This is a genomic window from Actinokineospora pegani (assembly GCF_009745975.1).
GTDB lineage: Bacteria > Actinomycetota > Actinomycetes > Mycobacteriales > Pseudonocardiaceae > Actinokineospora > Actinokineospora pegani.
This window is the reverse complement of sequence record NZ_WHOL01000086.1, coordinates 132586-158118: the sequence shown is the minus strand read 5'-3', so window position 1 is coordinate 158118 and position 25533 is coordinate 132586. Positions and strand designations below refer to the sequence as shown.

The following is a 25533-nucleotide window of genomic DNA, read 5'->3' as shown; positions in this document are numbered from 1 at the left end:
TGGGCGGTGTGGTCCGGCTGTGCGCGACCTGTGCGCGGCGCGGTCGTGGGGCGCGTCACGCGGACAGGTCGTAAAGGGACACGCCGTCCACCTCGATGGCGGTGAAGTTCGCCGCGACCCAGTCGGCGATGTCGTGCGCCGCGTCGCTGCCGGAGCCGCCGCGCGGGAACTGCCCATCAATGAACCAGTGCACCTGGTTGTCGGCCACCATCCGCTGGAACCCGGCCAGGGTGGGCGCGGGATCGGTGCCGTTGAAGCCGCCCAGGGCGAACACCGGCAGCTCGACGGCGAGCTGGTAGCCCGCCGCGTTGTTGGACCCGATCACCGCCGCGGCCCAGGTGTGGTTCGCCGAACCCCGTCGCAGGGCCTCGACGACCTCGGTGCTGGGTGTCGGCGCGCCCGAGCAGTCCACCGGCCGCCCCGCCTCCGCGCCCGCCGCCGAAGGACATGCCGCTCGACGGGCCGACCGACGGCAGCGCGCCAGTGTGCGACCGCGCCGCGGTGGCCACCGAGTACGCGCCCGGGGCCAGCAACACCACGATCAACGCGAACGCCGCGATGCCGCGGTCGGCGAACCGGGGCAGCGAGGGCAGCACCACGATCAGCACCGCCGCGGTCAGCCCGCCGAACAGCACCACCGGCCGCAGCCAGGGCGACCAGTCGGGTTGGCGGGCCAGCAGCAGCGAGCACTCGACGGCGGTGATCGCCGTGCCCGCCGCGAGCAGCCCGACCGCGCCGCCGCCGGGCCTCGACCGCGCCGATGCCGACCAGGGCCGCCACCGCGGGGGCCAGCGCCACGGCGCAGTAGGGGTGGATGATCCCGTTCATCAGGCTGAACACGGCCACGGCGACCAGCAGCCAGCCACCCCAGACGACCAGCGCCGCCCGGGCGCGATCGGTGCGCGGCGGGTCAGCCACAGCCCGCACAGCAGGGCCAGCAGCGCCGCGGGCAGCAACCAGGCGATCCCGCTGCCCATCTCCGTGCCGAACAGCCGGGCCAGGCCGGGGGTGCCCCAACCGCCACCGCCACCGCCGACACTGCCCACCTCGTCGCCGTTGAGCCGCCCGATCCCGTTGTAGCCCAAGGTGAGCTCGAGGATGGAGTTGTCCTGCGACCCGCCGATGAACGGCCGGCTGCCCGCCGGGACCAGTTCGGCCACGGCGATCCACCAGCCGCCCGCCACCACCACGGTGCCGAGCGCGGCGGCCAGGTGCCCGACCCGTCTTCCCAGCGTCGTCGGCGCGGCGAGCAGGTAGACCAGCGCGAACGCCGGGAGCACCAGGAACGCCTGCAACATCTTGGTCAGGAACGCGAACCCGACGGCCGCGCCCGCGAGCACCAGCCACCTCGGACTCGCCTTGTCCAGGGCCCGGACCACGCAATAGGCCGCCGCGGTCAGCAGCAGCACGAGCAGCGCGTCGGGGTTGTTGAACCGGACCATCAGAGCGGCCACCGGCGTCAGCGCCAGGGCGGCGCCCGTGATCAACCCCGCCCCCGCGCCGGAGGTCCGCCGCACCGCCGCATGGAGCACCGCGACCGACGCGACGCCCGCGAGCGCCTGCGGCACGAGCACGCTCCACGGGCTGAGCCCCGAAGACCCGCACCGACAGCCCCATCACCCACACCGACGCCGGGGTCTTGTCGACCGTGACCCCACCAGCGGCGTCCGTGGCCCCGAAGAACCACGCCGACAAACTCTCCCCACCCGCCTGCGCCGCCGCCGAGTAGTAGGCGTTCGCCCATCCCGAGGCGCTCAGGTCCCACAGGTACAGCACGGCCGTGCCCGCCAGCAGCACCCCCCAGCCCGATCGGGCGCGGCCACGACCGGCGGTCGGGTGGCGGGGGAGGGGTGCCCTCGCCGGTGGGCACGGCTCGGTCGGCGACGAGTGTCATGGGCCCACCGTGTCCGGCCGCGCTGGGCCCGCTTCGTGCGTCGCCTGTGAACTAGTGGCCCGGTCCAGAACGTGACCCGCCCACGACGCGCCTGACCGGGTTGCCGAAACGACCGAGTACATCCAGTACGCGGCCGTTCCGGCGCCCCGCCCAGACACGCCGGTACACGGCGAACGTTCTGAGCCGAACCACTAGCTGTGCCTGTCGGGAGCGGGGACCCGGGTCCGGTCGGGGACCCCGGCCGGACCCGGGCACCTCACCGCGCCGACCGCCGCAGGTGCTCGCCCGTCGCGGTGCCCGCCAGCGCCAGGTCGGCGGCGGTGCCCTCGAAGACCACCTGCCCGCCGTGCCTGCCGCCCTCCGGGCCCAGCTCGACCACCCAGTCGGCGTGCCCGATCACCTCCAGGTTGTGCTCGATGACGATGACGGTCGACCCGTAGGCGTCCACCAGCCGGTCCAGAACGCCCAGCAGCCTGCCCACGTCGGCCATGTGCAGGCCGGTCGTCGGCTCGTCGAGCACGTAGGTCGCGCCCCGGGTGTGCAGCTGCGGGGCGAGCTTGACCCGCTGGCACTCCCCGCCGGAGAACGTGGTCAACGGCTGGCCCAGGCGCAGGTAGTCCAGACCGACGTCGGCCACCGCCGTCAGCACCTTCGAGACCTTCTTGTTGGCCTTGAAGAACTCCTGCCCGTCGGCGACGGTCATCTCCAGCACGTCGCTGATGCTGCGCCCGCGCAGCCGGTACCGCAGGACCTCGTCGGTGAAGCGGCGGCCGTCGCAGGTCTGGCACACCTGGGCGACCGCGTCGAAGCTGGCCAGGTCGGTGGTGACCACGCCCAGGCCCGCGCAGTTGCCGCAGGCCCCGGTCGAGTTGGCACTGAACAGGGCGGGCGCCACCCCGTTGGCCTTGGCGAACTCGGTCCGCACGGCGTCGGCGACCCCGGTGAAGGTCAGCGTCGTCGACCGCTTGTTGGCCTTGGGCGGGGACTGGTCGACCAGCACCGCCGTCGGGTGCTGGGCCAGGAACGCCCCGCCGACCAGGCTCGACTTGCCCGACCCGGCCACCCCGGCGACCACCGTCATCACCCCGGTGGGGATCTCGACGCTGACCCCGCGCAGGTTGTGGTGGCGGGCGTTCGACACCGCCAGCGTGCCCGTCGGCTCGCGCACGGCGGACTTGATGACCGTGCGGGTGGACAGGTGCTCGCCGGTCAGGGACCCCGACGCCGCCAGGCCCGCGAGGTCGCCCGAGTAGCACAGGCGGCCACCGGCGGCCCCCGCGCCGGGGCCGATGTCGATGACGTGGTCGGCGGCGAGGATCACGTCGCGGTCGTGCTCGACGACCAGGACCGTGTTCCCCTTGTCCCGCAACGCGTGCAGCAGCCGGGTCAGCCGGTGCACGTCGCGCGGGTGCAGCCCGATGCTGGGCTCGTCGAACACGTAGAGCATGTCGTTGAGGCTGCTCGACAGGTGCCGCACGATCTTCACCCGCTGCGCCTCCCCGCCCGACAGCGAGCCCGTCGCCCGGTCCAGGCTCAGGTAGCCCAAGCCGATGTCGACCAGGTGCCCGACGAGCCCGACCACCGAGTCGATGACCGGCTGCACCTCGGGCAGGCTCCACGACTTGAGCGTGCCGAGCAGGTCGTCCGCCTCCATCGCGTTGAGGTCCGCGATGGACAACCCCTCGATCTCGCAGTCCCGGGCGGCCTGGGACAGCCGAGTCCCGCCGCACTCCTCGCACCGCACGGAGGTGGTGTACCGCGCCACCATCTGCTTGGTGCGGTCGCTCTTCTCCTCGGCGACATCGATGTAGCGTCGGCGGAACTTCACCACCGCGCCCTCGTAGGTCAGGTTGACCGTCTGGCCCTTGAACTCCACCGGCACCGGGCCGCCGCTCGCGTGCAGCAGCTCCCGGCGCTCCTCGTCGGTGAACTCGGCCACGGGCTTGTCCATGTCGAACTTGCCGGACTCGGCGAACACCACCCAGTCGTACTTGCCGATGCCGAAGATCGGCGCCAGCAGCGCCCCGCCGTTGAGCGACTTGGACTCGTCGAGGAACGCGGCCATGTCGATCCCGACCACCCTGCCCAGCCCCTCACAGGCCGGGCACATGCCCGCGGGCATGTTGAACGAGAAGGCGTCCGAGTACCCGGCGAACGGCTGCCCGCCCCGGGAGAACAGCAGCCGCAGCATGGGCGCGATGTCGGTGATCGTCCCCACCGTCGACCGCGACCCGCCCGACAGCGGCCGCTGGTCCACCGCGATGGTCGCGGGCAGGTGCTCGACCAGGTCCACCGCGGGCCGCCCCTGGCCGGGCAGGAACCCCCGCACGAACGCGGGCAGCGTCTCGTGGAACTGCCGCGTCCCCTCCGCCGCCACGGTGTCGAACACCAGCGACGACTTGCCCGACCCGGACACCCCGGTCACGGCGGTGACCCGCCGCTTCGGGATCTCGACGTCGACCCCGGTCAGGTTGTGCTCCCGCGCGCCGACGACTCGAATGCACTCGGGAATCGCGTTGTCTGAATTCACGACCTCAACCGTATCGTTGAACCGCCGATGAATAGTTGACCTGCGGATCGCCGCCAGACCGTTGGTCAACCCTCAAATCGACATGGTAGGCATGCGCCCATGACCCTGCGCCCCGTCGACCTCGCCCGCCACGTCGGCGTCTCCACCCAGCAGATCCGCAACCACGAGGCCGCGGGCGTGCTCCCACCCACCACCCGCACCCCCACCGGCCACCGCGTCTACGGCCGCGAACACCTCGACGCCCTGCTGGCCTTCCGCGCCCTCGACGCCGCCGCGGGCCGCGAGACCGCCACCGCCATCATGCGCTCGCTGCACGCCCTGGACCTGTCCACCGCCCTGCGCCGCCTGGACCGCGCCCACGCCGACCTGCACGCCGCCCGCCAAGCCACCGAGGACACCGCCGCCGCACTCGAAGCCGTCGCCGACACCCCCACCGAAGACCAGGGCCCCTTGCGAATCGGCGACGTCGCCGGCCGCCTATCGATCCGCCCCTCCGCCCTGCGCGTCTGGGAGTTCGCGGGTCTGCTCCACCCCGCCCGCGAGAAGGGGACCGGCTACCGCACCTACACCGCCCTGGACCTGCGAGACGCCCGGGTCATCGCGACCCTGCGCGCGGCGGGCTACCCGTTCGCCCGCATCGCCCAGGTCCTCGCGGGCCTCCGGGAATCGGGTGACTCGGCGGCGTTGAGGTTGGCGATCACGGAGCGGCGAGCGGCCCAGGACGCGCAGTCCAGGGGCCTGCTGCGGGCGTCCGCGCACCTGCACGCCTACATCGAGGGCGACTAGAATTCGGCCGACTCACGAGGGGGTTCGGTCTTGGTCGAGCAATCGGCGCACGGGGACGGCATCAACATCCAGGTCGGCAACGACCTTCGCGGCGATGTGTACATCAACCACGGCAGAACCCCCGTCCTGGACGGGTGGCCCCGGCTGGTCGCCCAGTCCGGGGTCTGGCGGCATGTCGCGGACCCCGAGCCCGTGCTGACCGAGGCCGTCGAGATCGCCGCCGCGCTGGAGCGGGCGCACGCCGAACTGGCCGAAGCGCTGGCCGACGACCCGTGGTTCGACGCGGATCTTCCGACTCGGTTCGTCGACAACGTGGGGTGGCTGCTGGGGAAGCGGTCGCTGGAGCTGTCCGCCGCCGAGGGCGCGCTGTTCACGCTGCTGCCGCTCGTCTACCACGTTGTCCGCGCCGAAGCCGTCGTCGAGGGCCCGGGGCAGGGGTTCGAGGAGCACGCCGACCACCACCCGCTCCTGCGCACCCGGTCGGAGGGACCGGACGGCGCGCCGATCCAGGCCTGGCTGCTGCACCGCTGGCTGACCCGCCGCGAACTGGACCCCACTGCGGCCTGCGGCGACTCACCGCTGCTGGACCCCACCCGCGTCCGCCGCCTCCTGCGCGCCGTCCACCGCGGCCCCAGCGTCGGCGGCCGCGAGTTCCTGGACTCCCTCTACACCGAGGACACCCTCCGCCACCACGGCGTCCACCCAGTCCGTGAACGCCGCCTCGCCCTGCTCCTCGCCTTGGCGCACGCGGTCTCCATCGAGCCCCACACCTTCCCCACCGTCATCGCCGAGCACCTCGCCATCCCCGACCCCGTCGACCTGGCCCAACTCCGCACCACCCTCCGCAAAGCCACCTGGTCCGGCCAACACATCCCCGTCCTCCGCGCCACCTGCCACCACGCCGCCACCATCGAAGCCCTCCGCGACCACGTGACCCGCACCGACGAACTCCTCCACGCCCTCCACCGCGCCACCCGCGACGGCCTCGGCGCCCCCATGCCCGCCCTCCCCACCCGCCTCTCCTCCGACGGCGTCGCCCCAGCCGACGCCAGCCTCGCAGGCTGGGCCAGCTTCACCCTCGACACCACCAGGGTCCGCGAACTCCTCATCGGCGAGGCCCTGTACAAGGACCGCGACCTGGCCGTCCGCGAGCTGTACCAGAACGCCCTGGACGCCTGCCGCTACCGCAAGGCCCGCACCGAACACCTCGACCGAGTGCGCACCGCGACCTACACCTACGACGGCTCGATCGAGATCGAGCAGGGCGTGGACCCCGATGGCCGCCATTACCTGGAGTGCCGCGACAACGGCATCGGCATGGGCGAGACAGAGTTGCGCGGGGTCTTCTGTCAGGCGGGCAGCCGCTTCGCCGAACACCCGGACTTCCTCGCCGAGCAGTCGGACTGGTCCCGGCTTGACCCGCCCATCCGGCTGTACCCGAACAGCCGGTTCGGGATCGGGGTGCTGAGCTACTTCATGCTCGCCGAGGAGATCGTGGTGACGACGTGCCGGATGGGCAAGGACGGGGTGGAGGGGCCTGTCCTGCGGGCAACGATCTTCGGCCCAGGCCACCTGTTCCGAATCAGCAAGGTGGCCGAACAGGGAACCGAGTCAGGAACAACAGTCCGCCTCTACCTAAAACTGGATGACCAGTTCTGGGACGGCATCGAGGCTCTTGAGAAGGTGCTGCGCATCGCGGAGTTCCGCACTGTGGCCCGGAATCGACAGGCGGTTCTGACTTGGGACGCCAGGGTCCTTCGCTTAAGGGCGGCGAGTGGGGCAGACACACACGACCTAAGCGGTCCAACAGTCGAGTGGGGCCATGCCCCACCGGGGGTGGACGTTCATTGGTGCTGGTCGGGCGGCGCATTGTTGGTCGACGGACTGGTGGTAGGCACCGGGGATTCGATCGACCTGAAAGGCGTCATCGTCAACCTGACTGGTGAGTGGTCGCCCCGCAGGCTCACCGTGGATCGCAGCGAGGTGCTCGACGACCTCGATCCCACACTGCTCTCACTGCTCGCAGAAGCTGCAGAGGCGGCGCTCGACAGCGAGTTGTACAACTATGACTGGCTTTTCAGAGTCCATGAGGAAAGCGGTGAGCTCGGAGCCATTCTCGTCGATGCCGCCGTCAAGCGTGGGCACGACCTCGTCGACGGGCCGCAGGCACGCATCGCTCGGACGGGCTTGTTCAAGGTCGACCGTGCGCTTGTGCCCAGTCTCGCCTTGGCATCCGGCTCATCCGAGCACGGGTCTCGTCATGCGCGCGAGACCTCCATGGACATCCCCGATGAGGTCTTGTTGTGGCGTCTCGCCGCACACGAGCACTCCGAGGGGATTCGCAGATTTCCAGCTGTGTTCGCCGCCTACTCGGCGGCGATGCGGGTCAGCCCGACTCGCCAGTTCGACTGGTGGCTTCTGGTTGACAACACCCAAGGCTTCAAGGGAGGAGACCGGGTCTCGTTCGGCGACATCGTGGCGCGATTGCGGGAGTGCGGTGCCGACTGCCTGGACATCCCCACCTTGCGCGCCGAGCCCGCTACGGCGCAGACGGTGGAGCTACTCTGGGGACGCTGGCGTCGCCTGTTGGCCGCAGGCTGTGAGGTCAATGCTGCAGATCTGGCAAGCGCGGCCAACGGGTCGCAGCGGTTACCGGAGGATGTCGCCACGCTATGGCGGTCCGCAGGAATCGACGTGTCCGAGATCCATATCGAGCGCGCGTGCTTCTGGCTGGAAATTCACCGGCACATCGGGTCGGGATTGCCAGGTTGGTACACAGCGGATCGAGCGCCCCTGCCCGGCCAGGTCGTTCGGATGTGCCTCGACTGGCGAATGGACGCACACAGCGTGGTGGAACGGTTGCAACCATCAGGGTTGGAGGTCGACCTGAGCCGAGTGCCATCCGTGCCGGGGGAAGAGCACGCCGTCATGCTCAGCTGCGATGGCGACGGGCGATACCCTTGGCTCGACCCCGCGCACACCGTACTGCCACAGAGCATTTTGGCCTCCGCGTCCGAGTTGGGGCGAGAAGTGCACGAGGTTGCGGACTTCTTGCGCAACTTGGGTTTCAAGGTAGCGCCCCTCCCGGCTGACGCGTCAACCGCCCACCACGTACTGCTGGAGCTCGGTAGAGACCACGAGACGATGACGCTTAGCCACAAGGTGGTCTTCTCCGATTTCCCCCGTATCGCAGACACCATAGAGAGACTGCAGAGCTATGGGTTCGCCATTCCGATGCATGTGCCTGACACCGCGTCTCCCCTTGATGACGACCTCTTCGCCAGCGAAGACGGAGTGGTCGACTGGCATCATTGGCAAGTGGGGGCGGAGATTCCGGTCGTGGTGGCGGTCCGGGCGGCGTTCCTGCTCGATGCCCCGCTGAGCCGCGTGCTCGATCGCATGAGGGCCTGGGGCGTTTCGCTATCGGCCTGGGAGTTGCCCGCCGGCATGACGTTCGAGACCGCCACCAAGGTGGCGAGGGTTCGTGCCCGCCCGGACGACACTGACTGGGGGATCACCGACGAGCCGCTGTCCCTCATCGACCTGTACGTGCGGGCGGTCCGCTTGGACATCACCGTGGTGGAGGTGGCGGAGATGCTGCGCGGGTTGGGTTACGTCGTCCCCGACGTCGAGGAGATGGTGGTGGACGCCTTGAAGCGGGTACCGGTGGTCAGCCAGCCGGGAGCCGCACCGTGAAACGGGTGTCTCCCGGTTGGCTGACCACCCGCACAGTCCCGTCGTGCGCCTGCACCACCGCCGCCACAATGGCCAACCCCAACCCCGTGCTCCCCGCCGCCCGGTTCCGCGAACTGTCCCCCCGCGCGAACCGCTCGAACACCTCCGGCAGCAACTCAGCCGGAATCCCCGGCCCATCATCAGCCACCGTCACCACAGCCCACGAACCCTGCTGGGACAACCCCACCGCCACCGTCGTCCCCGGCGGCGTGTGCGTCCGCGCATTCGCCAGCAGATTCGCCACCACCTGGTGCAACCGCGCCTGATCCCCCACCGCCAACACCGGCTCGCCAGGCAGGTCCAGGTGCCACGCGTGCTCCGGCCCAGCCACCCGCGCATCACTCAACGCGTTGATCACCAGCACCGACAGGTCAACCGTCTCACACATCAGCGGCCGACCGGAGTCCAAGCGCGCCAACAACAGCAGGTCCTCGACCAGCACCGTCATCCGCCGCGCCTCAGACCCCACCCGAGACAGCGCGTGCGCCACATCCGGTGGCAGCTCGGCACTCCGACGCCCAGCCAGCTCCGCGTACCCGCTGATGGCGGCCAATGGTGTCCGGAGCTCGTGGCTGGCATCGGCCACGAACTGCCGCACCCGTGTCTCACTGGCGTGCCGGGCGGTCAGCGCCCGCTCGATGTGCCCGAGCATCCGGTTCAGCGCCGAGCCGACCTTCCCGACCTCCGTCCGCTCGTCGGTGTCGGACCGCGCCACCCGGACCGAGAACGCCACCTCGCCCTTGTCCAGCTCCATCTCGGACACCCGCTGCGCCGTCGCGGCCATGCGGTCCAGGGGGAGCAGGGTGCGGCGGATGATCAGAGCGCCCGCGACGCCCGCGATGGTGAGGCCGATGAGTGAGACGCCACCGAGGACGAAGCCGGTGGTCCAGAGGGTGTCGTCGATGCCGCGCATGGGCAGGCCGGTGAGGAGGACCAGCCCGGGTTCCCTGGCCTGGACCGCGATGACGCGGTAGTCGCCGAGGTCGCCGAGGCGCAGGGTGTGCGGTCGGCCGTCGGTGCGGACGGCGGTGAGCAGGGTGGACAGCTCGTCGGGGATGGTCACGCTCTCGCCGCGGGGGGTCTCGCGGTGGACGTTGACGACGGTGCCGTTGTAGATGGTGGCGTTGAGGGCGTCGGGGCCCTGGCCGGGGGCGTTGGCGCCGACGACGTTGACGGGGGGCCTGGGGCCGGGGCCTTCGGCGTAGCGGAGGACACGGCCGCTGGCGTCGCCGAGTTGGTCGTCGAGGGTGTTCACCAGGTAGGTGCGCAGGCCGAGGACGGTCACCACGCCGATCACCAGGCACACCAACGACAGCAGCACCAGTTGCTCGGCCAGCAGTCGCGCGCGCAGCGACGTCGGGCGGGCCTCGCGCAGCCGCTGCCGGGCCCGCGCGCGGGGGCTGAACCCGTCGACGAGAGAGCTCTCAGGCGGCGGGCTTGAGGACATAACCGGCTCCGCGCATGGTGTGGATCATCGGCTGCCTGCCTGCGTCGATCTTCTTGCGCAGGTAGGAGATGTAGAGCTCGACGATGTTGGCCTGGCCGCCGAAGTCGTAGTCCCACACCCGGTCGAGGATCTGCGTCTTGCTCAGCACCCGGCGCGGGTTGCGCATGAGGTAGCGCAGCAGCTCGAACTCGGTGGCGGTCAACGTGATCTCCTCGCCCGCCCGGTGCACCTCGCGGGTGTCCTCGTTCAGCGACAGGTCGCCGACCACGATGCTCGCGTCACCGCCCCCATCGGACACCCCGGCGCGGCGCATCAGCGCGCGCAGCCGCAGGACGACCTCCTCGACGCTGAACGGCTTGGTCACGTAGTCGTCGCCACCCGCGGTGAGCCCGGCGATGCGGTCCTCCACGGAGTCCTTGGCGGTCAGGAACAGCACCGGCAGGCCGTCGACCTCCGCGCGCACGCGGCGCAGCACCTCGATGCCGTCGAAGTCGGGCAGCATCACGTCGAGCACCACCGCGTCCGGCTTGAACTCACGCGCCGCGCGGACCGCGGCGGCCCCGTCGAGGGCGCTGCGCACGTCCCACCCCTCGTAGCGCAACGCCAGGGTCACCAGCTCGGCGAGTGTCGGCTCGTCGTCGACCACCAGCACGCGGACGGGCCGGCCGTCCGGCCTGCGCAACTCGGATCGGGACGGGGCGTTCACGGTCATGCTCCCATCGTCGTGCGCGCGCTTGGGGCAGTGCTGTGGGAATCCTGTGTACCACCTGTGCGAGGTCGACGCCCGGCCGCACAGACACCGCAGAACCGGCGCACAGCGCAGGCACAGGGGAGCCCGCCACTGTGGGTGGCACGCCGGAGGGCACGGGGCCCGAGGCGCCACAGGAGGAGACATGTCCGACCAGTCCGGCCAGCCCGCCCAGGAGCAGCCCGCCGACGCCCAGCGAACCGCGGCGGGGTCGGAGAACATGGAGACCTGGGGCGGTCCCGTCCCGGAGCGACGTGCGCAACCCCGCTGGTCGTGGAAGAAGACCGCCGCGGCCACCGCCGTCGCTGTCGGCGTCGCCACCGCGGGCGGCTTCGCCGTTTACGCGGCAGGCAGCGCCACCGCCGAGCAGGGCCAGCGCGGCGGCCCGGGCATGATGGACCGCCGCCCGGGCTCGAACATCATGGGCGCCCTGCACGGCGAGTTCGTCGTCTCCGACGACAACGGCGGCTACCGAACCATGCTCATGCAAACGGGGGAGGTCACCGCCGTCACCGACACCTCGATCACCACCAAGAGCGCCGACGGTTACACCAAGACTTACACGATCGACGCCGAAACAGTGAAATCATCAGTCACAACCGGCGACGAGGTCACCATCCTGGCCACCCCCTCCGGCGACCAGGCCACCGCCGACACCATCAACGAACCAGGAACCAGATCCCTCGGCAACGGCGGCACACCCGACCAACGAGACGGCCTCCCACCCCGCAGGAACGGCGACTCCGACTCCACTCCAGACCGCCCAGGAAACTGACACCCCCCCGACCCCGTCGACGCTACTTGTCGACGGGGTCGACCACCTTCGCCGCCGCGGTGATGATCGACCACAACGGACTGCGCGTCCGCTCGTAGTACACCCGCCGATTGGCAGGCTCCCGATGCTCGGTCAACATCCCCAGATCCACCAACCGAGTCAGCTCGACCCCACAAGCACTCTGCGCGATAACCGTCTTGGGCGGCTCCGACTGGAAGAACCGCGGACCCGCGTGCTGGTGAATCCACAAAGCCAACCGCAACCTGCTGGGCCGACCGAACAGCAGGCGGCCGACGTCCCCGGCATCCATCTGGTTACCCCTGACTATCGCTTGTCGCTATCCGGTATCAAGATAACGGGGTCGGGGGGTGGGGGCAAGGGGTGGGGGCTGGTTGGGGATGGATCGGTCTCGCTTGTGTGGGACGGCCGTGGAGGTCGTGGTAGCGGGAGAGCCTGAAACAGCCGCTTGCGCGGGTAGACGTGCGCACGGCTCGCTCGGCGTGCGGCCAGCCGGAAGCAGCCCCGCTAGCGCGGGGAAGACGACCACCTGCTGAGGCGAGGGGCTATAGCGCCGGGGAACAGCCCCGCCAGCGCGGGGAAGGCGGCAAGACCGCCCAGACCGTGAAGGGGAACGGGGGAACAGCCCCGCTCGCGCGGAGAAGACTCAACGCGGCCGTGCGCGAGTCCCCGGCCAGCGGGAACAGCCCCGCTCGCGCGGGGAAGACCGCCGACACCCCGCCGCAACCGACGCCGAACGGGAACAGTCCCGCTCGCGTGGGGAAGACCGGTCACACCAGCCTGGAGAACGACTTCGCACCGGGAACGCCCCGCTCGCGCGGGGAAGACGTGATCGTCGTGGGCAGAGGGAACAGCCCCGCTCGCGCGGGGAAGACACGGTGACCCGGCCGCCGGGTGCGCCGGTCTGGGGAACAGCCCCGCTCGCGCGGGGAAGACTCCACGGCCCAGGGGGCAGGCGGCGGCTCTGCCGGGAACAGCCCCGCTCGCGCGGGGAAGACCGACCCCCACCAGGCGCCCACACCAGTGATCACGGAACAGCCCCGCTCGCGCGGGGAAGACGACACCGTTCGCGGCAAGCGCACGGCCGAGCAGGGAACAGCCCCGCTTGCGCGGGGAAGACGTTGGTGGCGGTGGTGACGAGCACGTGCTGCCGGGGAACAGCCCCGCTCGCGCGGGGAAGACGGGTGCACCCCGTCGGCCGAGGCGTAGGCCGGGGGAACAGCCCCGCTCGCGCGGGGAAGACCCACTGCCTCGGGTCAAGCGCCATCTCGGTCTCGGAACAGCCCCGCTCGCGCGGGGAAGACGAGGGCGGCGCGCTCGTCGTCGGTCCAGTCGCGGGAACAGCCCCGCTCGCGCGGGGAAGACACCCGGTGGGACCCCAAGCGCGCCCGTCCCGGGGGAACAGCCCCGCTCGCGCGGGGAAGACGGTCTTTTCACCCCATAAATCCGCAACAAGCTGGGAACAGCCCCGCTCGCGCGGGGAAGACATGACCCACCCCGCTGACATCGAGCGCGTTCGGGGAACAGCCCCGCTCGCGCGGGGAAGACGCCGCGGGCCTGCTGCGCTACATCGTCGATGTCGGAACAGCCCCGCTCGCGCGGGGAAGACGGCACGGCTGTACACGCCTGGTTGGCGGACGCCGGAACAGCCCCGCTCGCGCGGGGAAGACTCTTGTTGACCTGCAGGTTTGTGAGCGCCGAGGCAAGTTTAGCATCACTTCTCGCAGGATCGGCAAGTTGTGTAGCGAACCGGCTACGCTGTGTAACAGGACGCCGTGTCGCGTCCATGTGAAGCTGCACAACGCCTCCGATCAGCTTCCAAGAACCTGCCAACCAGTCAATGTGAGCCGCTGACCACACGTCAAAGCAAAAGCGCCGCATATCACGAAGGTCAGCGCACGCCCGCGGGGCGGAACTGAATGCTGATGCGGGGCCCCACCGCCTTGGAAGTCTTCGGGACCGCATGTTCCCAAGTGCGCTGACAAGAACCACCCATCACCAGCAAATCCCCATGCCCCAACGGAATCCGGTGCCCAGCGCCACCGCCCTCGCGTGGTCGAAGAGCGAGGACCCTCGGTGCCCCCACCGAGACGATGGCCACGAAAGTGTCCGTGTGGGCGCCTCGGCCCTGGGTGTCGCCATGCCAGGCGACGCTGTCGGCGCCGGTTCTGTAGAAGCACAGGCCTGCGGTGGTGAAAGGTTCCGCGTAGTGGGCGCTCAGAGCATCGCGGGCTTGTGAGAGGACGGGGTGGGGGAAGGGGGTTTGGGCACCGTAGAAAGCCAGGAGGCGGGGGACGTCTACTACTGCGTCGTACATGCGGCGGCGTTCGGCGGCCCAGGGGACGGTGTCCACCAAGTGGTCGAACAGGGCGTCCGCGCCGGTGAGCCAGCCTGGCAGGAGATCGATCCAGGCGCCGTGGGAGAGGGGGGTTCGGCGGGTGGGGTGGAGGGGGCCGATGGCTGGTTGCTCGTCGGTCGACCAGAGGGTGGTCTGGAGCGCCTGTCGCATGCTGGGAGGGTACACGGGAGTCGAACGGGTGTTCGAGTGTTCAGGTGGGGGTGATGTTCATGTTTGAATGGTTGGGACCTGTGGTACTCGGCTCTGCCGCTGACCGCCCGCCGGAGAATCGAGGCCCCGTGTGTTTACCGGTGCTCCCGTCCCCGCCACACCCACCAGTCCCAACCTCGCCGTGCAGCCGGGACGTGTGCCTCAGCGCAAGCCTGTCCTGCCCCCGCCGGAACCCGTGCGGCCCGGTGTGCGGCTGCGCGCCGCCGCCGAGACCGTCCTGACCGGACTCAAGGCGGGGGTGGTCCAGGCCGACGCGGCGACCACCCTGGTCGTCGGGTTGGCCTGGACCGCCGCGATGGGGGAGACCTGCCAGGTCGCCGCGCAGGTGCGGGGGGTGCGCTTGGTCATCGAGGCGCTCGCCAGTGGGGACCTCGACGCCGCGGTGGTCGGGTTGGAGCGGGTGGTCGAGGCGCTGCCGTTGGCCCCCGCGTTGCCGGTGCCCCGCGCGTCGGGGGAGCGGGGTTAGCAGGCGGCCCTGGTCGCCAGCTCGAACTCGGCCCGGGGTTCCCGCAGCTCGCCAAGCGCGGCGATGTGTCGGGGGAACACCGAGGCCAGCGCCCAGTCGGCGAGGATGCGGGCCTTGCGCGCGGTGGTGGGCATGGCCGCGAGGTGGTATCCCCGGTGCATCAGCCACGCGGGCAGCCCGGTCATCTTGACGCCGTAGACCTGTGCCACGCCTCGGTACAGGCCCAGGCTGGCGACGGACCCGGCGTTGCGGTGCTTGTACGGCTTCAGCGCCTCGCCGCGCACCGACGCCAGGATGTTCGCGCCCAGTCGCTTGCCTTGGCGCACCGCGTGTTGCGCTGACGGCGGGCAGGTGGCGTCCGGCTCGTCCGAGGCGAGGTCGGGGACGGCGGCGCAATCGCCCGCGGCGAAGACCTCGGGGTGGTCCACGACGCGCAGGGTGGCGTCGCAGCGGATGCGGTCGCGCTCGTCCAGTGGCAGGCCGGTCGCGCGCACCAGGGGGTTGGGGGTGACCCCGGCGGTCCACACGAACGTCTCCGCGTCGAACTCCTCGCCGTCGGAGAGCCGCACGCGGCCGTTCTCGAGCGACTTCACCTGCGTGCCCAGCCGCACGTCGACGTCGCGCTCGCGCAGCTTGGCGACGGTGTACTCACCCAGGTCGGCGCTGACCTCCGGCATGATCCGGTCCATCGCCTCGACCAGCGTCCAGCGCAGGTCCCGCGGCTCGATGCCGTCGTGGAACCGGGTGGCGTAGCGGGCGAGGTCCTGCAGCTCGGCCATCGCCTCCACCCCGGCGTACCCGCCGCCGACGAACACGTAGCTCAGCAGCGCCCGCCTGCGCGCCGGGTCCCGGCACTCCTGGGCCGCGTCCAACGTGGACAGGACCTGGTTGCGCAGGCCGATGGCCTCGCCCAGGCTCTTGAAGCCGGTCGCCCGCTCGGCCAGGCCGGGGATCGGCAGCGTCTTGGACACCGACCCGGGCGCGAGCACCAAGCGGTCGTAGTCGATCCGCTCGCTCCCGCCGTCGACGAGGTCCACCGCGACCGACCTGGCGTCCGGGTCGACCGAGGTCGCCCGCCCGGCCACGACGCGGCAGCCGCGTAGGACCTCCCGCAGCGGCACCACCACGTGGCGCGGCTCGACGTTGCCCGCGGCGGCCTCCGGCAGGAACGGCTGGTAGGTCATCGACGACTCGGGGTCGACCACCGTCACCTCGACCTGCCCCTTGCCCCTGCGGGCCAGGTGCCGGGCCGCGTAGAGGCCCACGTATCCGCCGCCGACGACAACCACGCGCATGCGTCCTCCTCGAACTCGGGAACCAACTTCTGACCTTCCCGGTGTGCGGTCGGGCAAACGTCACCCGCTTGGGTGGTCCACCCGGCGACTACTCGGTTTCGGGCGCATTACCAGGCAGGCTCACCGGAAACACCTCAGGAGTGACCCATGACACGTCAGTTGGACCGGCTCCCGCTCCCCGGAAACCCGTCGCCCGGCCTCGACCTCAGACAGGCGGTCGATGGCGCGCTGACCGCCCTCGCCGCCTCCGCCGACCCGGCCACCGTGGCCGACGCGCTGCTCGGCGCGCTGGCCCGCACGGCCGCCACCGGCGACACCTGCCTCGTGCTGCCCGCGGCGGAGGCGGTCGCCGACGCCAGGGCCCACCTCCAGGAGGGGGAGCCGGGCCCCGCGCGGACCGCGTTGCAGCGGGCCCGCCACCACCTGGGCCGCCGCCGCTTTCGCGCGGGCTGAGGATTGGCGGCGTCCTCGGTTGGCTATCACCGGGCAGTGAACACACAGCAGCAGCCTGATGAGAAGACGATCGAGGCCGTGGGCAAGGTGACCGAGGCGTTGGAGACCGTCGAACGCGCGCGCGGGCACCTGTACTCGTTCCACCAGTTGACCGGCTCCGCCGACCTGGAACTGGGCCGCGCGGTCGACCTGCTGGCCGAGGCCGGGCACCACGAGGAGGCCGAGCGGCTGCGCACGGAGCTGGTCGGCCGCAACGTCCTTCCGGGACGGTGGACGTTCCAGGTCGTCGAGGACTACGACGCCGAGTACTACGCCGCGTTCCGCGAGCTCGAGCAGGGGGTCCGCGACCGGCTCACCGGAGGTCGCCGCCACCTGGCCGAGGCGGCGATGAAGGAGGACCGGCGCACCCACGGCCGGGCGCACCACGAGGCGGCGCCCGCCGACCTGCGGGAGTGAACGGCGAAGGGGGCGCGAGCCGCTTCGGCCCGCGCCCCCGTGTCCGGTGGGTCAGCGGCGCTTGCTGCGCAGCCGGGACACCGCGGCCTTGGCCTTGGCCTGGTTGCGCGGGTCGCGGGCGGCCTGCTGCGCCTTGGCCACCAACGCCCGTCCCTTCGGGCCGCGCAGGTACGCCTTGATGCGGTTGAGCAGTCCGGCCATCGCAGAACCTCCGTTTTTGTCCGTTTCAACCAAGGTACCCCCATTCGGGGCGCCTCAACCCGGCCCGGCCGCCGCCGGGGTGTGATCATCGTCGGGTGGTGTCGCGGCGGCGGCACGCGCCCATGCCGTTACCATCGCCGGACAACACGCCCGAGGGTCCCTGGAGCAGGTGGATATGGATGCTGTCCTGGCCAACCAGGGCCTGGTACGGGTGCTCCTGGTCGAGGACGACGCGGGGGACGCGATCCTGGTCGAGGCGCTGCTGGAGGAAGCCGCCGCGCCGATCGTCCTCACCCGCGCGCAGAGCATCGCCGAGGCGATGGCGCTGCTGCCCGGTCAGCACTGCGTGCTGCTCGACCTCGGCCTCCCCGACGCGACCGGCCTGGAGGCCGTCCAGCGCGTCGAGCAGGCCAGCCGCGGCCAGGTCGCCGTGGTCGTGCTCACCGGGCTGGCCGACGAGCAGCAGGGCATCGCCGCGGTGGCCGCGGGCGCGCAGGACTACCTGGTCAAGGGCAACGTCGACGGCAACCTGCTGACCAGGGTGATCCGCTACGCCGTCGAGCGCGTGCGGGCCGAGGAGATCGCCAGGCAACTGCACGAGGAGCGCGTGTACGCCGTGGAGAAGGCCCGCCTCGAGCGCGGGCTGCTGCCCTCCCCGGTCCTCGACGACGCGCGGCTGCGGGTGCAGCCGCAGTACCGGCCGGGCAGGCAGCGCATGCAGCTCGGCGGCGACTTCTACGACGTCGTCCAGGTCGAGGACGGCACCGTGCACGTCATGATCGGCGACGTCTGCGGACACGGCCCGGACGAGGCCGCCCTCGGCGTCCACCTGCGCGTGGCCTGGCGCGCCCTGGTCCTGGCGGGCCGGCCGCTGGACGAGGTGCTCTCGACCATGCAGCGCGTCCTCGTGCACGAGCGCCACCTCGAGGGCCTGTTCGCGACCGTCTGCGTGCTCTCCATCGCCCCCGACCGGCGCTCCGCCGAACTGCGCCTGGCCGGGCACCCGCCGCCCGTGCTGCACACCCCCGCGGGCACCGGCCTGCTCTCGGCCCCCGTCGGCGTGCCGCTGGGCGTGCGGCCCAAGGCGAGCTGGGGGTCGGCGACGGTCGAGCTGGGCGAGGCCTGGCACGTGGTGCTCTACACCGACGGCCTCATCGAGGGCCGGATGGGCGACACCGCGGAGCGCCTGGGCGTCGACCGGCTGACCGACATGGTCGGCGAACTCGCCGGGGCGGGCCCGGGCTGGCCCGCCACCCTGCTCGAGGACCTGATCCAGCGGGCGCGCGCGCTCAACCAGGGCGACCTGGTCGACGACGTCGCCGCCCTGCTGGTCAGCAGGGTGGACCATGCGGGCTGACCGCCCGGACCCCCAGCAGTGGTCGCTACGACGGTGGGTCGGGCTGGCCGCCGTCGTGCTCGTCGCGGTCTTCGGCGGCGCGGTGGCGGCGGGGGCGCTGGCCATCTCCGGGCTCATCGACGCCCGCGTCGCGCTCGTCGACCGGATCGACCCCGCCGTGCAGCAGGCGCTGCGGGTCGACCTGGCCCTGGCCGACCAGGAGACGTCCGTGCGCGGCTACGCCCTGACCGGCCGGGACGACTTCCTCGAGCCCTACCGGTCCGGCGCGCTCCGAGAGGCCGCGGCGATGGGCGCGCTCACCCCGCTCATCCAGGAGATGCCCGAAGCCGCGGCCGCCGCGCGGCGCGTCGCCGCGGCGGCGGTGGCGTGGCGCACCGACTACGCGGAACCCGCCGTCGCGGCCGTTCGGGACGGGCGGCCGGTGGTCGGGGCGGAGGCCGCCGCGGGCAAGGCGCGTTTCGACGAGGTCCGCGAGGCGATGCGCGACCTGCAGGGGACCCTGGAGGCGGCGCGGATCCAGGGGCGGGACTCGCTGTCGGGCGCGGCGACGACGCTGGTCGTCGTCTGCGTGGCGATGACCCTGGTGCTGCTCGTCGTGTTCGTGCTGGTCACCCTGGCGCTGCGGGCGGCCGTGGCGGGCCCGGTGGCCCGGCTGGCCGCCGATGTGCGGCGGGTGGTGGCCGACGACGACTTCGCCCAGGAGCTGCGGGTCGGCGGGCCGCGCGAGCTCGCCGAGCTGGCGGGCGACATCGACTCCATGCGCAGGCGCATCCTGGCCGAGGTGGCGGCGCAGCGGGTGGTCAACACCGAGCTGGACGTGCGCACCGAGGACCTCAAGCGGTCCAACGCCGAGCTGGAGCAGTTCGCCTACGTCGCCTCGCACGACCTCCAGGAGCCGCTGCGCAAGGTGGCCAGCTTCTGCCAGCTCTTGCAGCGCCGCTACTCCGGGGAGCTCGATGAGCGGGCTGACCAGTACATCGGCTTCGCCGTCGACGGCGCCAAGCGGATGCAGGTGCTCATCAACGACCTGCTGGCGTTCAGCCGCGTCGGGCGGCAGAACCGCGAGCGCGGCCCGGTCGACCTCGGCGCGGCCGCCGCGCAGGCCGCGGCCAACCTGTCCGCCGCCGTCGAGGAGGCGGGCGCGGTGGTCGAGGTCGGCGAGCTGCCGGTGGTGCACGGCGAGGAGGTGCTGCTCACGGCCGTGCTGCAGAACCTCATCGGCAACGCGGTGAAGTTCCGCGGCGAGGAGCCGCCGCGCGTGTCGATCACCGCGCGGCGCGACGGCGACCAGTGGGACCTGCTGGTCGCCGACAACGGCATCGGCGTCCGGGAGGAGTACGCCGAGCGCGTCTTCGCCATCTTCCAGCGGCTGCACGGCAAGGAGGACTACCCGGGCACCGGCATCGGCCTGGCGATGTGCCGCAAGATCGTCGAACACCACGGCGGCCGGATCTGGATCGAGCCGAGTGAGCGCGGCACGCGCGTCCGGTTCACCTTGCCGGTCGCCGACCCGACTAGGCTGGCCCCAGCGCCCGGCGGGACCGGGACGACCCCAGAGACACCGGAGACCTCGTGACAGACCCCACCGGCATGAAGATCATCGACGTCCTGCTCGTCGAGGACGACGACGGCGACGTGCTCATGACCCGCGAGGCCTTCGAGCACTACAAGATCCGCAACACCCTGCACGTGGTCCGCGACGGCGAGCAGGCCGTCCGCTTCCTGCGCCGCGACGACGAGTACGCCGACGCCCCGCGCCCGGACCTGATCCTGCTCGACCTCAACCTCCCCCGCTTCGACGGCCGCCAGGTCCTCGCCGAGATCAAGGCGGACTCCACCCTGCGGTCCATCCCGGTGGTCGTCCTGACCACGTCGGAGGCCGAGGAGGACATCCTGCGCAGCTACGAGCTGCACGCCAACGCCTACGTCACCAAGCCGGTCGACTTCGACCGCTTCATCGAGGTCATCCAGAAGATCGACGAATTCTTCGTGACCGTGGTCAAGCTGCCCCGCTAGGCACTACGCCGTGGGCGGTGCCTGACCTGGGTCGAGGGCTCGGCTCGCGGTGATGGCCTCAGCCGTCGTTGCCGGGGCCGTCGTCATCGTTGTCATCTCCGTTGTCATTGCCGTTGTCATTGCCGTTGTCGTCGTTGTTGTCGTCTCCGTTGTTGCCGTTGTCGTCCTGGTCGTCGTCGCCGGGCCCCTGGTCGTCCTGGTCGTCGTTGTTGTCGTCCGAGTCGGTGGACGTCGGGGCGGGGGCCGTGCTCGCGGGGGTGTCCTGGGGGTCTTGGGTGGTCGTGCAGCCGAGGGCGCCGAAGAGGAGGGCCAGGGTCGCGGCGAGTCCGGTAATGGTGCGGGTCACGTGTCTACTCCGTCCGTTTTGTCTTTTACTGATGAGACGTGCCACCGAATAAGAGGTTGCTCTCTCAACGGTGACCGCGCTCACCAGGCGGACGGGGCGTAGTCCTTCATGAAGACGCCGCGGATGTCCTCGCCCAGTTCGCCGCGCACGATCGGGTCGTAGACGCGGGCGGCGCCGTCGACCAGGTCGAGCGGGGCGTGGAACCCCTCGTCGGCCAGGCGGACCTTGGTGGGGTGTGGGCGCTCGTCGGTGATCCAGCCGGTGTCGACGGCGGTCATGAGGATGCCGTCGGTGAGCATCTCCTCGGCGCTGGTGCGGGTCAGCATGTTCAGCGCGGCCTTGGCCATGTTGGTGTGCGGGTGGCCGGGTCCCTTGTAGGCGCGGGAGAACTGACCCTCCATCGCGGACACGTTCACCACGTACTTGCGCCGCGCGCGGGCCGCGGCCATCGCCGGGCGCAGCCGGGAGACGAGGATGAACGGCGCGGTCTGGTTGCACAGCTGCACTTCCAGCAGCTCGACCGGGTCGACCTCGTGCACGCGCTGGGTCCAGCTGTTGACCGCGTGCAGGTCCGGCACCAGCCCGCCCGCATCGATCGCCGTGCCCGCCGCGATGCGCTCCGGCGACGCCGAGCCCGCGGTCAGCGCCAGCGCCGTGGCGGCCTGCGCGTCCATGGTCAGCGTGCCCGCCAGCGCCCGGGGGTGCGCGTCCGAGGTGCGGCCCAGGCTGATCATCTCCGGCCGCGGGCCGTCCGGCGCGGGCGCCGACTCGGCCTCGGCCAGCAGGGCGTAGGCGCCGGGGGAGCGGCGCACGGTCTGCGCGGCGTTGTTGATCAGGATGTCCAGCGGGCCCGCCGCGGCGACCGTGTCGGCGAGGTCGACGACCTGGGCCGGGTCGCGCAGGTCGACGCCGACGACGCGCAGCCGGTGCAGCCAGTCGTCCGCGTCCGCCATGGCGGCGAACCGGCGCACGGCGTCCTGCGGGAACCGGGTGGTGATGGTGGTGTGCGCGCCGTCGCGCAGCAGCCGCAGCGCGATGTACATGCCGATCTTGGCGCGGCCGCCGGTGAGCAGCGCGCGGCGGCCGGTCAGGTCGGTGCGCGCGTCGCGGCGCGACCGGTTGAGCTCCGCGCACGCCGGGCACAACTGGTGGTAGAACGCGTCGACCTCGTGGTAGCGGCGCTTGCAGGTGTAGCAGGAGCGTGCGCGCAGCAGCGTGCCCGCGGTGGCGCCCGGGGTGTTCGAGACCAGCGGGATGCCCTGGGTCTCGTCGTCGATGCGCTGCGGCGAGCCGGTCGCGGTGGCCTCGGTGATCCGCCGGTCGTTCTCGGTCACCGCCGCCCGCCTGGCCGACTTGCGCCGCTGCTTGACCGACTTGAAGATCCCGGCGGTCGCCCGGCGGACCGCGACCGCGTCCGGGTGCTCGGTCGGCAGCTCGTTCACCTCGGCCAGCACGGCCAGGCACGCGGCCAGCCGGTCGGCGTCGATGCCCGGGTGCCCCTCGGTCACGTCCAGTGTGTCGGTGGTGCCCAACTCGGTCATCGCTTCCCCTGCCCCGGCGCTCCTGCGGCCTACCACTCTAGAAGGCCCGTCCGGGTGACCCGGATCGCACCGGGCGCTGCGCCGCGCGGCGGCACAATGGGCCGTTCGGAGCGAGGACGCTGGGAGTGGCGACGTGGGTGTTGAGCTGGATCGGGTCGGGCCGGTGGCCGTGGTGACGGTGGACTCGCCGCCGCTGAACCTCTACACCGCCGCCCTGCAGGAGGAGTTCGGCGACGTGCTCGCCGCCATCGAGGCCGACCTGCCCAGGGCGGTGCTGTTCCAGGCCCGGGGCAAGGTCGTCAGCGGCGGCGTGGACGTGTCCCTGTTCGACGCCCAGGGCACCAGGGGCGACGCGCAGCGGCTGTTCGACACCATGCTGGACCTGCCCGAGCGGGTGGCCGCGCTGCCGGTGCCCACCGTCTTCGCCGCGCACGCGCTCTGCCTGACCTGGGCGTTCGAGATCGCGGTCGCCTGCGACATCCTGCTCGCCGCGGAGCGGGCGGGGTTCGGGCTGGTGGAGAACGTCATCGGGCTGACCCCGACGATGGGCGGCACGCAGCGGCTCGCGGCGCGCGCGGGCGTGGGGCGAGCCAAGGAGTTCGTCTTCACCGGCGACCGGTACCCGGCGGCGACCCTGGAGCGGTGGAACGTCGTCAACGCCGTCCTGCCGGACGAGGGCTTCGCCGAGGCCGCGCTGGCCTACGCCGACCGGCTCGCGCAGGGGCCGACGCTGGCGCACGGCGCGACCAAGCAGGTCCTGCGCCACTTCGAGTCCGGCGGGGTGCCCGAGGCCAACCGGCACGTCACCGCCATCGCCGCGGGCCTGTTCGACACCGAGGACCTGCGCGGCGGCGTCGCCTCGTTCCTGGCCGACGGCCCGGGCAAGGCCACCTTCTCCGGCCGCTGAGACGGGTCAGGGGCGGCCCGGGAGACCCGGACCGCCCCTGACCCGGCGCGACTCAGACCTCGGGCTCTTCCTGCAGCTCGGACAGGGCGGCCTTCACCTTGGCCAGCTCCGCCTCGAGCTCCTCCATCCGCGCGCGGTGCTGCTCGCGGGCGGCGTCGAGGACGGTCTCGATCGCCTTGGCGATGTCCTCGTGCAGCTCGGCGGCCGCGCGGGACACCGACGTGGCGGGCACGGACACGCCCTGCAGGACGCGCTTGCCGCTCTGGGTCAGCTCGGCCTGCCACTCGCCCTCGGCGGTGCCGGTGACGGTGAGGGTCAGCTCCACCATGCGGGTCTTCTTGGCGGTGCTGGGGGTGCGGGTCGCCTTCTTCTTGGCGGGCGCCTGCTTCGGCGCCGGGGCGGGCTCCTCGGCCTCCTCGACCGGGGCGGCGGTCTGGGGGGCTGCCGCGGCGGTTGGCTCGCTGGGCTTGTCCTCCGGCTTCGCCGCCGCCTCGGCCGGGGCGGCGGGCGCCTGCGTGGCCGCAACGGCGGCCTGCGGGGCGGTGGTCACGGTCTCGACACCGGTCTCGGTGGACACGATCGACTCCCTCTCACGACACGGGGTGGACGCGAATTAGAACACTAGTTCACCTGCCGCCGATCATCGGGGCGGCCTCGGCGTGTCGCGCGGACCGCCGCCCGCCGCACTGGTGTCCCTTGTGGACATGAACGGTGACCGGCCCTGGAACGCGACCGAGGCCGGCGCTCTCCTCAGCGCCCGGCGGAGAGCACCGCGTGGGCCGTCCGCCGCCCCGAGACCAGGGCGCCCTGCAGGGACGGTGTGTCCCGGTGGTCGCCGCACACGAACAGGCCGTCGCCCAGGTCGACCGGCATCCGCAACGGCCCGCCCGAGACCGGGAGGGCGTCGGCGACGCGGTAGGACCGCACCGGCTCCCAGGCCGAGGTGTCCCGGTGGTACAGCTTCGCCAGGTGCGCCCGCACCGCCGCCTCGCCCGGGTCCTCGGTCCCGACCGAGGTCGACGAGACCAGCACCCGGCCCGGCGCGTACTCCGGGTTGGCGTTGGTCAGCACGATGCTGTTGGTCAGCGGGCCGCGCCCGGCCGCCTCCAGCACCAGCGCGGCGTGCTCGGTCGGGACGGCGTCGGCGAGGTGGTAGTGGGTCACGCAGCCGCGGGTGCGCACCGGGTCGACGCGCCCGCCGAGCAGCCGGTGCGCGGCGGGCCCACCGGTGGCCACGACGACGTGCTTGGCCGTGACCGGGCCGAAGTCCCCGCGCACCCCGCCCGGCGACACCTCCGCGATCGGGAAGCTGTACTTGACCATCCCGGCGGGCAGCGAATCGGCGAGCTGGTCGGGGATGGCGCGCATCCCCGCCGCCGGGACGCCGATGGTCCCCCGGGCGAAGCTGCGCAGCACGAACTCGGCGAACCGGGTCGGCACGGTCAGCTCCGGGTCCAGGAACACCCCGGCCAGGAAGGGGCGCAGGAACCGCTCCAGCACCGGCCCGCGGATGCCGTACTCGGCCAGCCGCCTGCGGAACGGCCGGTCGTCGCGCCCGCGCAGGGTCCTGGCCGGGGCGGCGGCCAGGGCCGCGGCGTAGGCGCCCAGCATCGCCTTGCGCGGCAGCGAGCCGATCGGGGCGCGCAGCGTCGCGGGCAGCCGCGCGGGCTCGCGCCTCGGGTCGGCCACCAGGTGCAGGCCGTCGTCGTCGCTGACCAGCGCGCCGGGCAGGAACGGGCGCACGCCCAGCGCCTCGACGTCGAGCAGGTCGCGGGCCGCGGGGTAGCCTGCGTTGAAGACCTGGAACCCGCGGTCGAGCAGGAGCGGCCCCGCCGCGGTGTCGAGCCGGTCCGTGCGGACCCGGCCGCCGGGGGCCTCGTCGGCCTCCAGCACCACCACCTCGCGCCCCGCCCGGTGCAACGTCACCGCCGCCGCCAGCCCGGCCAGCCCCGCCCCGACGACCACCACGTCCGTGTCCACGGCACCACCGTAT

21 protein-coding genes and 1 pseudogene are annotated in these 25533 nt (G+C 71.8%); 10 read left to right on the top strand and 12 right to left on the bottom strand.

The annotated features are described in order from the left end of the window. Positions 1–55: 55 nt before the first annotated feature. Positions 56–1894: pseudogene (locus tag GCL84_RS14720) on the bottom strand (ArnT family glycosyltransferase). Between the two features lie 256 nt (positions 1895–2150). Continuing rightward, entirely contained in the window at positions 2151–4424 is a 2274-nt protein-coding gene (locus GCL84_RS14715) for an ATP-binding cassette domain-containing protein (protein ID WP_197523249.1), read from the bottom strand. 99 nt (positions 4425–4523) lie between these two features. On the opposite strand from GCL84_RS14715, the gene GCL84_RS14710 reads away from it, so the two are divergent. Further along, positions 4524–5210 (top strand): MerR family transcriptional regulator, encoded by a 687-nt coding sequence (locus tag GCL84_RS14710; protein WP_156756019.1) that lies wholly within the window; start codon positions 4524–4526, stop codon positions 5208–5210. A 30-nt stretch (positions 5211–5240) separates the two neighbouring features. Next, entirely contained in the window at positions 5241–8906 is a 3666-nt protein-coding gene (locus tag GCL84_RS14705) for an HD domain-containing protein (protein WP_156756018.1), read from the top strand. Here the strand turns inward: GCL84_RS14705 and GCL84_RS14700 are convergent. Further along, positions 8881–10392, bottom strand: coding sequence for a sensor histidine kinase (locus tag GCL84_RS14700; protein ID WP_156756017.1), 1512 nt, complete (start codon positions 10390–10392; stop codon positions 8881–8883). The two genes, GCL84_RS14705 and GCL84_RS14700, sit on opposite strands and share 26 nt — an antisense overlap. Continuing rightward, positions 10370–11104, bottom strand: a complete 735-nt coding sequence (locus GCL84_RS14695) for a response regulator transcription factor (protein WP_156756016.1) — start codon at positions 11102–11104, stop codon at positions 10370–10372. Before GCL84_RS14695 ends, GCL84_RS14700 begins: the two co-directional genes overlap by 23 nt. A gap of 181 nt (positions 11105–11285) precedes the next feature. Between GCL84_RS14695 and GCL84_RS14690 the strand changes: the two genes are divergently transcribed. Next, on the top strand, positions 11286–11915 hold the full coding sequence (locus GCL84_RS14690; protein WP_156756015.1) for a hypothetical protein: 630 nt from the start codon (positions 11286–11288) through the stop codon (positions 11913–11915). A 22-nt stretch (positions 11916–11937) separates the two neighbouring features. Here GCL84_RS14690 and GCL84_RS14685 read toward each other — a convergent pair whose 3' ends face one another. Both GCL84_RS14685 and GCL84_RS14680 read right to left on the bottom strand, forming a co-directional pair. Further along, on the bottom strand, positions 11938–12225 hold the full coding sequence (locus GCL84_RS14685) for a hypothetical protein (protein WP_156756014.1): 288 nt from the start codon (positions 12223–12225) through the stop codon (positions 11938–11940). 1599 nt (positions 12226–13824) lie between these two features. After that, entirely contained in the window at positions 13825–14442 is a 618-nt protein-coding gene (locus GCL84_RS14680) for an alpha-ketoglutarate-dependent dioxygenase AlkB (protein ID WP_156756013.1), read from the bottom strand. A 196-nt stretch (positions 14443–14638) separates the two neighbouring features. Here GCL84_RS14680 and GCL84_RS14675 point away from each other — a divergent pair, with 196 nt between their 5' ends. Beyond that, positions 14639–14968, top strand: a complete 330-nt coding sequence (locus GCL84_RS14675) for a hypothetical protein (protein ID WP_156756012.1) — start codon at positions 14639–14641, stop codon at positions 14966–14968. Here the strand turns inward: GCL84_RS14675 and GCL84_RS14670 are convergent. Beyond that, positions 14965–16263: an NAD(P)/FAD-dependent oxidoreductase gene (locus GCL84_RS14670; protein ID WP_156756011.1), complete on the bottom strand. Its 1299-nt coding sequence runs from the start codon at positions 16261–16263 to the stop codon at positions 14965–14967. The genes GCL84_RS14675 and GCL84_RS14670 overlap by 4 nt on opposite strands. 147 nt (positions 16264–16410) lie before the next feature. On the opposite strand from GCL84_RS14670, the gene GCL84_RS14665 reads away from it, so the two are divergent. Both GCL84_RS14665 and GCL84_RS14660 read left to right on the top strand, forming a co-directional pair. After that, entirely contained in the window at positions 16411–16716 is a 306-nt protein-coding gene (locus tag GCL84_RS14665) for a hypothetical protein (protein WP_156756010.1), read from the top strand. A gap of 36 nt (positions 16717–16752) precedes the next feature. Beyond that, complete coding sequence (locus GCL84_RS14660; RefSeq protein WP_156756009.1) at positions 16753–17172, top strand: hypothetical protein; 420 nt, start codon at positions 16753–16755, stop codon at positions 17170–17172. A gap of 51 nt (positions 17173–17223) precedes the next feature. Here GCL84_RS14660 and GCL84_RS29285 read toward each other — a convergent pair whose 3' ends face one another. Continuing rightward, complete coding sequence (locus tag GCL84_RS29285) at positions 17224–17373, bottom strand: hypothetical protein (protein ID WP_197523248.1); 150 nt, start codon at positions 17371–17373, stop codon at positions 17224–17226. A gap of 175 nt (positions 17374–17548) precedes the next feature. Between GCL84_RS29285 and GCL84_RS14655 the strand changes: the two genes are divergently transcribed. Genes GCL84_RS14655 through GCL84_RS14645 form a run of 3 tightly spaced genes read left to right on the top strand, consistent with a single transcriptional unit; the run spans position 17549 to position 20746 of the window. Further along, a complete protein-coding gene (locus GCL84_RS14655) occupies positions 17549–18730 on the top strand; it encodes a PP2C family protein-serine/threonine phosphatase (RefSeq protein WP_197523247.1) in 1182 nt (393 codons plus the stop codon). Next, on the top strand, positions 18720–20306 hold the full coding sequence (locus tag GCL84_RS14650; protein ID WP_156756008.1) for a sensor histidine kinase: 1587 nt from the start codon (positions 18720–18722) through the stop codon (positions 20304–20306). Before GCL84_RS14655 ends, GCL84_RS14650 begins: the two co-directional genes overlap by 11 nt. A gap of 14 nt (positions 20307–20320) precedes the next feature. Further along, positions 20321–20746 carry a response regulator gene (locus tag GCL84_RS14645; protein WP_197523261.1) on the top strand — a complete coding sequence of 142 codons (426 nt, stop codon included), beginning with the start codon at positions 20321–20323 and terminating at the stop codon, positions 20744–20746. A gap of 58 nt (positions 20747–20804) precedes the next feature. Here the strand turns inward: GCL84_RS14645 and GCL84_RS14640 are convergent, their stop codons facing one another. Together GCL84_RS14640 and GCL84_RS14635 are read right to left on the bottom strand one after the other, a co-directional pair. Then, positions 20805–21092 carry a hypothetical protein gene (locus tag GCL84_RS14640; RefSeq protein WP_156756006.1) on the bottom strand — a complete coding sequence of 96 codons (288 nt, stop codon included), beginning with the start codon at positions 21090–21092 and terminating at the stop codon, positions 20805–20807. 80 nt (positions 21093–21172) lie between these two features. Continuing rightward, on the bottom strand, positions 21173–22633 hold the full coding sequence (locus GCL84_RS14635; RefSeq protein ID WP_156756005.1) for an SDR family NAD(P)-dependent oxidoreductase: 1461 nt from the start codon (positions 22631–22633) through the stop codon (positions 21173–21175). Positions 22634–22766: 133 nt separating this feature from the next. On the opposite strand from GCL84_RS14635, the gene GCL84_RS14630 reads away from it, so the two are divergent. Beyond that, entirely contained in the window at positions 22767–23540 is a 774-nt protein-coding gene (locus tag GCL84_RS14630; protein WP_156756004.1) for an enoyl-CoA hydratase/isomerase family protein, read from the top strand. A gap of 52 nt (positions 23541–23592) precedes the next feature. Here GCL84_RS14630 and GCL84_RS14625 read toward each other — a convergent pair whose 3' ends face one another. Together GCL84_RS14625 and GCL84_RS14620 are read right to left on the bottom strand one after the other, a co-directional pair. After that, the gene (locus GCL84_RS14625; protein ID WP_235926255.1) at positions 23593–24117 is read right to left on the bottom strand and encodes a DUF6319 family protein; all 525 of its coding nucleotides are present in this window, start codon (positions 24115–24117) and stop codon (positions 23593–23595) included. Positions 24118–24290: 173 nt separating this feature from the next. After that, on the bottom strand, positions 24291–25520 hold the full coding sequence (locus GCL84_RS14620; protein ID WP_156756003.1) for an FAD-dependent oxidoreductase: 1230 nt from the start codon (positions 25518–25520) through the stop codon (positions 24291–24293). Between the last annotated feature and the right edge of the window lie 13 nt (positions 25521–25533).